Source organism: Kineosporia babensis (assembly GCF_021129305.1).
In the GTDB taxonomy this organism is placed as follows: Bacteria; Actinomycetota; Actinomycetes; order Actinomycetales; family Kineosporiaceae; genus Kineosporia; species Kineosporia babensis.
In genome coordinates, this window is record NZ_JAJOMB010000002.1 from 347,019 (window position 1) to 356,299 (window position 9,281).

A 9,281-nucleotide genomic window follows, 5' to 3' on the forward strand; every position below is an offset into this window, starting at 1 on the left:
CAGCCGGACCGGACCCACGCCGGGTGTTCCGATGACTCAGATGATTCCGGAGCGCATCGCGTAGGCCACCGCGTGTGAGCGGTTGCGCAGGTTCAGCCGGGTCATCATCGCGTACAGGATGTTCTTGACCGTGCGCTCGGAGTACTTCATCCGGTCGGCGATCTCGGCCGTGTCCAGCCCTTCGGCGATCAGCCGCAGCACGTCCACCTCACGGGTCTCCAGGCCCGAGGCGGTCAGCCCACGCGGGCCGAGCACCGTCTGCTGCAGGTGTGCCACGTCCTTCAGCAGCCGGCCCTGCACCTCGGGCGGCAACTGGCTGCCGCCGCCGATGATCGTCCGGACGACCTCGGTGAACTGGTCCGGGGTGACCTCCGAGCGCCACATCGCCCCGGCCACCCCGACCTCGGCGGCGGCCAGCCAGTCGCCATCGCCAACGTTGTCAAGAATGAGCAGGAAGGGGGCCTTGCAGACCTCGCGCAGCCCGCGCAGCCGGCGCAGGGCCAGACCGCTCAGGCGCGGGGCCACCACCACGACGACGTCGGACTGCGGCAGTTGCGGGGTGGGCAGCAGTTGCAGGTCCTGGCTGGGCCCGATCAGCCCGGCCACCCCGGCGCGGCTGAAGACGTCGACCGCCTCCACCGCGATCTTGATCCGCCTCGGGTGCCGATCAGTGACCACGGCCGGGCGGCCGGTCCCCGGCCAGGTGCGGGTCTGCGGGCCAACGCTCATTGCTCAAACCGTCGCTTCCACAAGGTCCTCGTCGTCGGATGTCGTCACCGTCCGGAGTGGGCACCGCCGATGACCGCCGGGGCGCCGCAAGCTCGTGGAACAGTAAACGATGTCAATCTATACCGCGATTTTGGCCTGTAAATACATGATCAGAACCTTAAGCCAACGTCAGATCATCATTTCTGATAAGGGGAAAACCCCGGGTTCTGCTCGGATGCGGGATTGAATGCTGCGGGCTGTGAAGATCCGGCAACTCTCTGGTGGGTTCGGCCTGTGGGCAACGGCTTTGCGTGATGGCGGATGTTTGCACGGATTGCGGGTACGGCCCGGGAAGAGTTCACCTGGACGCCCGAAGATCACTTCAGTGTTGTCTGCGGAATCGCGATGATCTGCGCCTTTCCCTGGGCGGCGCCGAGAGTGGTGTAACCGCGGCCCGGGCGTACCGGCACCCGCATCTGGCTGTGGGCCAGCCGGATGCCGAGCAGGTCACCCTCCAGGCTGGTCTGCGGCGCCAGCAGCACTCCCTGTCGACTGCGCTTGGCCTCGCCGAGCCAGCCGCCGGCCGGGCCGGTGAGCACCTCGCCGGAGCCGGCGAAGGCGATGCCCAGGCCCCGGTCGCGGCCCACCGAGGACACTTCCCGCAGGACCGCATCCAGCGGATGGTTGTGCCCGAAGAGATCCACGTCGTCGATCAGCAGCACGGTCTGACCCCCGGGGGCGACCAGTGCCTTCAGTTCCTCCGGGTTGGGACGCAGGCCGTCGATCACATGGACCGACTGGTGGCTGGCCAGCCGGCGCAACGGAGACTCGCGCGGAGTGATCACGATCAGCTTGGTGCCGGTGGCCAGCAACGAGATGCCGAGGGTGGCGAGCACGTTGCTGCGCCCGGAACCGGCCGGGCCGGCCACCGCGAAAGTGTGAGCCCGGCCACTGAAGTCGACCGTGAGCGGGGTGGCGTCCCCACCGACGCCGAGCAGCGCCCGCAGCGGCCGGCGCTCGGCCGCGGGCCAGCGGCCGAACAGGTCGGAGAACGCCGCCTGGGCCGGCAGCGCCGCGATCGGGTGCGGACGGCGCGAGTCGGCCAGGTGCCGGTCCCGCTCGGCCGCGTCCAGCCCGATCGCCTTCAGCGCCAGCGCCTGCCCCTGACCGGAGTAGTCGGCCGCCAGCAGGGCCACCTGCACCTCGACCTGGTCCTGGGTGCGCCAGGCCCGGCCCGGCGGGATCACCGTGGGCAGCCGGTTGGCCGGGACCCCGATCATCGACAGGTCGCTGCGATCGGTCATCCGCAGCATCAGCTTGTTGTCGCTGAGCGAGGCCACCCGGCCGGCGCTGAGCGCCCGCTCCGAGGTCATGATCGCGTGGATCCCGGCGCCCGCACCTTCGCGCAGAATTTCCTGCAGCACCGCGTAGAGCACCCCGCCGTCGTACTCCGAGAGCATCGTGGCCAGCGCGTCCCAGCCGTCCACGAACAGGAACAGGTGGGCCGGGGCGTGCTCGCGGCCCAGCTTGATCCGCAGCTCGGGCAGGTCGGCCACGGTGTGCTGGGCCAGCAGCTGGTGCCGGTGCTCCAGTTCCTCGGACAGCCAGGTGATCAGCCGGGTCATCCGCTCCAGGTCGGCCCGGGGCACCACACCCCCGCAGTGCGGCAGGTCGGTGAGCACGCTCAGCGCGCTCCCGGCCGCGTCGATGCCGTACATCTGCACGTCGGCGCTGGAGTTCGAGCGGGCCAGGCTGCCGGCGATGGTCCGCAGCACCTGGGAACGGCCGGCCCGCGGGGCGCCGATGACGAACAGGTGGCCCTCGGTCGCGGGGTCGAACGCGAGGGTCTGGCGCCGCTGATGGGCGGGCAGGTCGGCCTCGGCGAACGGGGCCACGCTCAGCCCGTCCCGGGTGAACATCGCGGTGCCCTGCTCCTGGTTGCGCCGGTCCAGGTCCTCCAGCAGCAGCAACGGCGGCAGCGCGGGCAGCCAGGGGCTGGGCTGCAGCGGCACCTCGGCCCGCTCGGCGGCGTCCTTGATCGCCTCGACCAGCAGGTCGAGGTCGGTGCGCTCGGCCTCGTCGCCGGGCAGGCTCAGATCCGCGCCGGGTTCCTCACCCTCGCCGAGCTGTACCGGGCGACCCAGCCGGCCCCAGGTCAGCGGCTCGGCCGCCGGTGCCGGCACAACCTTCTCGGCCGGTTCCTCGTCCGCGTCCTCGGCGGCCAGCGGGGCCCCGACGAAGGCGGTCTGGAACGGCATGGTGGAGCGGTGGCCGAGCCGGGCCAGCGCCCGGCCCGGGTTGCGGACCGAGATGTGCGCGGCGTCGTGCGTGTCGATCACGTCCTGGCTCTCGCCGATGTCGGTGACCCGCAGCGCGATCCGCAGGTTGGTGTTGGCCTTGATGTCGGAGGTGACCACGCCGGCCGGGCGCTGGGTGGCCAGGATCAGGTGGATGCCCAGCGAACGGCCCCGCTGCGCGATGCTGACCAGCCCGGGCACGAAGCTCGGGGTCTCCCGGGCCAGCGTGGCGAACTCGTCGATCACCAGCAGCAGCCGGGGCATCGGGATCAGGCCGGGCTGCCGGGCCCGCAGCGCGCGGTACTCCACCAGGTCCTTCACCCCGGCGTCGGCCAGCATCTGCTCGCGCCGGCGCAGCTCGGCCGCCAGCGACTCCAGGGCCCGCAGGGCCAGCGCCTCGTCGAGGTCGGTCACCATGCCCAGGGTGTGCGGCAGATCGACACAGGCGTGGAAGGCGCTGCCGCCCTTGTAGTCCACCAGCACGAAAACCAGCTCGTCGGGCCGGTTCACGGCGGCCAGCGAGGCCACCATCGACTGCAGCAGCTCGGACTTGCCCGAACCGGTGGTGCCCGCGATCAGACCGTGCGGCCCGTCCCGCACCAGGTCGAACGCCACGGTGCCCTCGAAGCCCCGGCCCAGCGGGAACGAGGTGGAGGAGGGCCGCCGGGCCCACATGCCCGCGATCAGCTCGCCGGTGGGCGGTTCGGCCCGCAGCAGTTCCAGCAGGCCGACCTGCTGCGGCAGGCCGGCGATCTCGTCCGGGGTGACGTCGCGCAGGCTGGACAGCGAACGCGCGACGTCCTCGCACCAGTCCAGGCCGACGTCGTCGGGGCGGATCCGGGAGACGTTGGGCAGGTCGCGCTGGCGCAGGGTGAGACCGTCGTGGTCGGCCCGGACCACCGCCGTGCACTCCTCGGGCAGCAGCCGCTCCATCGCGTCCACCCCGATCGTGAAGACCCGCACGGCCGGGCCCTGGACCAGGATGTTCATCACCCCGGGCACGTCCCGCAGCCAGCGCGCGCCGTCCATCACGACCAGGACGTCGGGTTCGGCGAAGAGCACGGTGCCCAGCTGGGAACCGCGGGCCTCCTGCCGGGCCTTGATCAGCTGCACCAGCTCGTTGACCCGGTGGGCGACGGTCTCCGGGTCGTTGCCGACCGTGACCAGAGGGCTGCCGGCCCCCGGGACGAACGGGCGGGCCTGCGGCAGCCAGCGCGCCCAGTTCCAGCGATCGATCGGCTGCCCGGCCGCACCCCCCATGCCGTTGGGTGCCAGCAGCAGGAACAGCCGCAGGTCACGAGGGCTGTGCAGGGTGGCGGCCTGGGTCACCATCCAGCGCACGATCGAACCGGTGGCGCCCGGCTCGCCGGCCACCCCGACCACCCCGCGCTCGATCAGCGAGACGCCGACCGGGGCGTCCGGAACCGTCCAGCGGTAACGCCGGTTCGGCTCCTCGCGAGCCGGGTCGTCGAGTTCCATCAGCGAGGGCTGGTCCACCGTGCCCACCCGCAGCACCAGGAAGTCGGGGTCGGTGCGGCGGCGTTCCCACAGCCGGCTGCTGGGGCCGTTGGCGATCAGGCCGAGCAGCGCCGGGTCGGGCGAGGCCGCGCAGCGGGCGATCCGCTCCTCGTTGATGCTGGCGAAAACGTCCTTCTCGGCCTGCATCCGGCGCCGCCGGTACTCGGCGCTGTCCTCCCGGTACTGCCGGGCCCCGCTGCGCCGGTCGGCCGCCCAGTTGCCCAGCAGCATCAGCGGGGTCATCAGGGTGATCAGCAGGAAGAAGTACGACTTGAAGAAGTAGACGAAGGCCAGCCCCATCACCATCGGGGTGAGCATCATCAGCAGCGGGATCCGGCGCCGCTGCGGCGGTTTGGGCGGGTTCGGCATCTTGACCGGCGGCTGCAGCAGCGGGGGCACCAGCCGGGGCGGACGGTTGAAGTCGCGGCCGATCCGGTCCTCGGAGGGGGCCAGTGCCGCGTCCGGGTCGAACCGCCGGACCAGCCGCAGCAGCGTGTCGCCGATCGCCAGGTCCATCCCGATCGGCCAGCGCCGGGCTCCTTCGTGCCCCTGCAGCAGCTCCTGGTGCTCGATCGCGGCGTCCTCCAGCGCCTTACGGTATTTCGGATCGGGGCTGCCGACCTCGTCACGGGGCGGCTCGGGCAGGCTGAGCCGGCCGCCGCGCACGGTGGCGGTCTCGTCGGCCAGGGTCATCCCGGTCTGGGTGAGCTTGATCTGGCCCAGCCCGGACAACCAGGCCACGCCCTCGGCGTCGACGGTGAGTTCGGGACCCTCGAGCGGCGTCCGGTCGGAGTCCAGGCGGATCCAGCTGCCGGGGGCGCGGCCGATGCCGTAGGTCCCGAAGCCGACCGGCCAGATCCGGCCCGCGTCGGGGCCGCCGACCGCGTGGATCTCCAGCCAGTCCTCGCCGGTCTCGGCCGGGCGCCAGGCGGTGTCGTCGGGCGGGGTGGCGGCGTTCAGCCCGATTCGCTGTCCGGAGACCAGGCCGACCTGCCCGACGGTGGCGTTCGGGTCGACCGGCCGGCCGTCCACGAAGGGCGCATTGATGACGCCCGGCGCAGCGTCGGGAGCGCTGCTCCACCCTTGGGCGGTGGAGCCGGTGGCGTTCTGGGTGAGGCCGTCGACCCGGGCGCCCACCCGGTTGCCGCCTCCGGTGTTGGCCGCCGCATCGGCGAGAACCCCGATCGGGGTGTCTTTGTGGACGTCGAGAACCACGTCCCAGCTCTGCGTCGCGACCGGGGCCTCACCGGGGACCGGCGAAGTACCGGAGGGAGTCAGCCGGTCGGGGTCGTCCTCGACCGGAGCGGCGACGCTGATCACCAGCTGCACGGGATGGTTCCTTTCAGTGCCGGGGACGGCGGTTGCCGTCCTCGGCGTCCGGCGAGGCGGGGTTGCTCGCGCTGATTGCGCTCACGCTGAACTCACCGGTCGCCGGTGAGTCCGGATCCGGCTCGTCGAGGTCCCAGGGCGAGGACCGCGGTGCGGACGACGGTGCGGACGCTGGTTCGGACGTCGATGGCTCGGCGGGCGGCGGGGCGTAGGCGTCGTCCGGGTAGGAGCTGCGGTACTCGTCCGGCTGGTACTGGTACTGCGCAGCCGGATACTCGGACGTGGGGTATTCCGCAGCCTGGTAACGGGATTCCTGGTAGCCCTCGTACTCCTGGTACTCGGGCTCGGCGAAGAAGGCGGACTCCTCGGGCGGCAGCGGTACCGCTGCGGGCGGCGGCACGTGGGCGCCGGCCCGGCGGGCCTCACGTCGGGAAGCAGGTTCGGGATGGTCAGTTTCGACCACCGGACGGGTCGCGGTCCCGGCTGAGAGGGCCCGGGCCACTGCGCGCTCGACCGGCGTGGAATCGGTGAACAGGCCCAGTTCCGGCGCCTCGATCCGCCCGCTCTCGGTGATCGGCAGCTTCCAGCGGCGGCCGTCGTAGGGCCCGGCCAGCATCACCCGCAGAAGCGGCAGCCGTGGAATCAGAGCCGTCAGCAGATCGGCCTCGGCGTCGTTCAGCGGACCACACAGCAGCACCGTGAACCGGTCCTGGTAGCCCTCGGCCCGGGAGCGGGCGTCCAGATCGCGCAGCACCTCGATCGGTCTTGGACCCGAGAACCGGGGGTGCAGACCGGAGGCGACCACTACGTCCATCGGCTCGAAAGTGTTCAGGCCGGAGGCCAGCTGGGCCGCAACCGCGCAGATCAGACTGCCGACCGGACGATTCGGGCCGATCACCTCGATCACGCCCGGGGCGCGCAGCAGATCGAGCACGGTGACCACGCCGTGCTCGGCCCCGATCACCACCGGGGCGATCACCACGTCGTCGAAGTCCTCGCCCGAGCCCGGGCCCACCGTGAGCGCGCTCCGCGGAGCCTGCCACCAGTTCTCCCGAGCCTTCCAGGGCCGGCCCGGAGTCACCCGGTGCAGGCCGGAAATGCCCAAAGACACGCTGCCCGAACTGATCCGGGCCGCGAACGGGGAACTGTCCGGCTCACCCGCCAGCTGGTCCTGGGCGTCACCGGTGGCCAGCCGCAGAGCGCCGCCCAGCTCGGGATCGGTGAGCTGGGCGGCGATCAGGCGCACGTTCCGGCCGAAGCGGTACAGCTGGACCGCCGGTGCGAACAGGTCGGCGAAGGTGGCCCCGACGTAGCGCCGGATCCGTCCGAAGGTGGACTTCCAGCCCCATCGCCGGCTGTACCAGCGGGCGACGAAGAAGCCGATCACGGCGACCTCGACGAGCAGCACGACAGTGAGGACGGTCGTGCGGCTCAGGCTGATCCCGCTCATCGTGCTGACATCCCGGAAGTGGTTCGGACGGAAGGTGAATAAAGGTCAGGCGTCGGCCGGCTCGGAGGTCTTGGAGTACCCCAGGTCGAGGTCCTCGAGGTTCTTGACCGTGCTCTCGAAGCTCTCGCCGAAGTTCTGGATGTTGGCGATCGCGTCGCGCAGGTTCTTCTGGAAGGTGGCGAACTCCACGCTCATCACCGGGCTGGACTGCTTCAGCCACAGGCCGCCGTCGTTGGTCAGCAGGGCGGTGACCTTGGTGAGCAGGTCGTCCAGGTCGGTGATGATGGTGTCCTTGTGCTGGTTCATCACCTTGATGACGTTGCGCGCGGCAACCGGGTCGACGTTAACGTCGGGCATCGCTGGCTTCTTTCGCTGGGTCGGTCAGGTCAGGGCTGATCACGGCTGATCACGGCGGATCAGGTGGAGCAGGGGATCAGCCGGAAGCCTTGGCGGCGTCGACGATCTGGGCGTCCATGTCCCGCAGCTGGGCCACGATGTTCTCGAACTGGTTGGCCCAGGACGGGATGCTGTTGACCGCCTGGGTGACCGAGGTGTTGAAGGCCTGGTACTTGTCGTTCAGCACCGGGCTGGACTGCATCAGCCACAGGCCGCCGCCGTCGGCCAGCAGGCCGTTGACCGCGTTCTGGATCAGCGACAGCTTGGGCACCGTGTCGGTGGCCGTCTGGCGCAGCTTGGTGGCCACCGTCTGCACGTCGTCGTAGACGACCTTCATGTCACTCAAGGACTTGTTCCTTTCGGTCGAGCCCGGCGGTCGCCGGACATTCACAGGCTGGAAGGAGCACTCGCGGCGGGCTACTCGTCGTCCCCGTACAGGGCCGGGCCCTCGACCTGGGTCCAGTCGTCGGTGTCGGCGTTGCCCTTCCACTTACGCACCGTGCCGTCGTCGTCGGTCATCACCTTGACGTCGTCCTCGGTGCCCTCGTTGTTGCTGACCTCGACCGTGGTCTCCTCACCGTCCTCGACACTGACTGCTACGTAACCGATGTCGTTCTCCTGGTCGTCGCGCTTGGTCGTGGTCGTGGTGGTCGAGCTGCTGTCGTTGTCGTCGTCGTCCGGGTCGTCGTAGGTGTTCTCACTGACGAAGGACTCGATCAGGTACTTCTTCTTGTTTCCGTCCTCGCCAACCCCGGCCGGGTCGTCGTCCGCGGCGTCGACCTCGCGGTACGTGTACTCGGTGGTGATCTCCTCGGTCGAGCCGTCGCCGTGGGTCAGCGTGGTGGTCGAGGAGCTGGGGTGCTCGTTCGTGCCCTCGTACTCGTAACTGGTGGTCGTCTCGTAGGACAGACCCTCCTGCGAGGAGTTCTTGGTGGTCTGCGAGGTGATCCGGCCGTCGTCGTCGTACTCGGTGTCGGTCTTGGCCGGGTTGCCGTCGAACTCCGGCCTGGAGATGTTCGGGTTGCCCGCGTGCTGCTCGTCGTAGATCGACTGGGCATCGGTGTGAGTGGGCCGGGCGCCGGGGTCCTCGGGAACCGTGCCCCAGGGAATCAGCGGGACGTCCTCACCCTGGACCAGTTCGCCGTGCTCGTTCCACAGCGGCGAGGGGGTGAACGTCAGGTCCTTGGTGGCCTGGTACTTGTCCCACTCGTCTTTGCGGCCCTGCCACTGGGCCAGGATCAGGCTGGCCAGCGAGCTGCTGGACTTGGCGGCGAAGTCGCTGTCCATGTCGAAGAACTTGGTGGCCACCCCGTCGAGCAGTTCCGACAGGTCGCCGAGCCGGTCCATCGCGTCCTTGAACGGCTGCTCCCAGGCGGTGTGGAACTTGATCAGCGAGCTGGAGAGCTTCTGGCTGCCGATCGCCTCGGACCGCTTGCGCACCCCGCTGATCCCGGTGGACAGGCCGGGCACGTCGTTGTCGAGGTTGTCCTTCAGCGTGCGCGCGTCGTTCGCCAGCTTGTGTAACTGATCGTAGTTGATCTGAAGATCTGGCTGCCCGTTGGCCACGGCGCGGCGCCTCCGTT

At 70.1% G+C, this 9,281-nt stretch carries 6 protein-coding genes; all 6 read right to left on the bottom strand.

Going from position 1 to position 9,281, the window contains the following annotated elements:
• Positions 1 to 36: 36 nt before the first annotated feature.
• The 6 genes from LR394_RS05050 to LR394_RS05075 all read right to left on the bottom strand — a co-directional run bounded on the left by LR394_RS05050 (position 37) and on the right by LR394_RS05075 (position 9,264).
• Positions 37 to 729: a helix-turn-helix transcriptional regulator gene (locus tag LR394_RS05050; RefSeq protein WP_231439180.1), complete on the bottom strand. Its 693-nt coding sequence runs from the start codon at positions 727 to 729 to the stop codon at positions 37 to 39.
• 356 nt (positions 730 to 1,085) lie between these two features.
• On the bottom strand, positions 1,086 to 5,852 hold the full coding sequence (locus LR394_RS05055) for an FtsK/SpoIIIE domain-containing protein (protein ID WP_231439181.1): 4,767 nt from the start codon (positions 5,850 to 5,852) through the stop codon (positions 1,086 to 1,088).
• A gap of 13 nt (positions 5,853 to 5,865) precedes the next feature.
• Positions 5,866 to 7,302, bottom strand: coding sequence for a hypothetical protein (locus LR394_RS05060; protein ID WP_231439182.1), 1,437 nt, complete (start codon positions 7,300 to 7,302; stop codon positions 5,866 to 5,868).
• 45 nt (positions 7,303 to 7,347) lie between these two features.
• Positions 7,348 to 7,659 (bottom strand): hypothetical protein, encoded by a 312-nt coding sequence (locus LR394_RS05065; RefSeq protein WP_231439183.1) that lies wholly within the window; start codon positions 7,657 to 7,659, stop codon positions 7,348 to 7,350.
• 76 nt (positions 7,660 to 7,735) lie between these two features.
• Positions 7,736 to 8,035 (bottom strand): hypothetical protein, encoded by a 300-nt coding sequence (locus LR394_RS05070; RefSeq protein ID WP_407936984.1) that lies wholly within the window; start codon positions 8,033 to 8,035, stop codon positions 7,736 to 7,738.
• A gap of 80 nt (positions 8,036 to 8,115) precedes the next feature.
• Positions 8,116 to 9,264 carry a hypothetical protein gene (locus tag LR394_RS05075; RefSeq protein ID WP_231439185.1) on the bottom strand — a complete coding sequence of 383 codons (1,149 nt, stop codon included), beginning with the start codon at positions 9,262 to 9,264 and terminating at the stop codon, positions 8,116 to 8,118.
• Positions 9,265 to 9,281 lie beyond the last annotated feature (17 nt).

Bases quoted from the DNA above. Each gene is read 5' to 3' on its own strand.
- LR394_RS05060 (WP_231439182.1), bottom strand. From the start codon at position 7,302: ATGAGCGGGATCAGCCTGAGCCGCACGACCGTCCTCACTGTCGTGCTG.
- LR394_RS05065 (WP_231439183.1), bottom strand. From the start codon at position 7,659: ATGCCCGACGTTAACGTCGACCCGGTTGCCGCGCGCAACGTCATCAAG.
- LR394_RS05050 (WP_231439180.1), bottom strand. From the start codon at position 729: ATGAGCGTTGGCCCGCAGACCCGCACCTGGCCGGGGACCGGCCGCCCG.
- LR394_RS05070 (WP_407936984.1), bottom strand. From the start codon at position 8,035: ATGAAGGTCGTCTACGACGACGTGCAGACGGTGGCCACCAAGCTGCGC.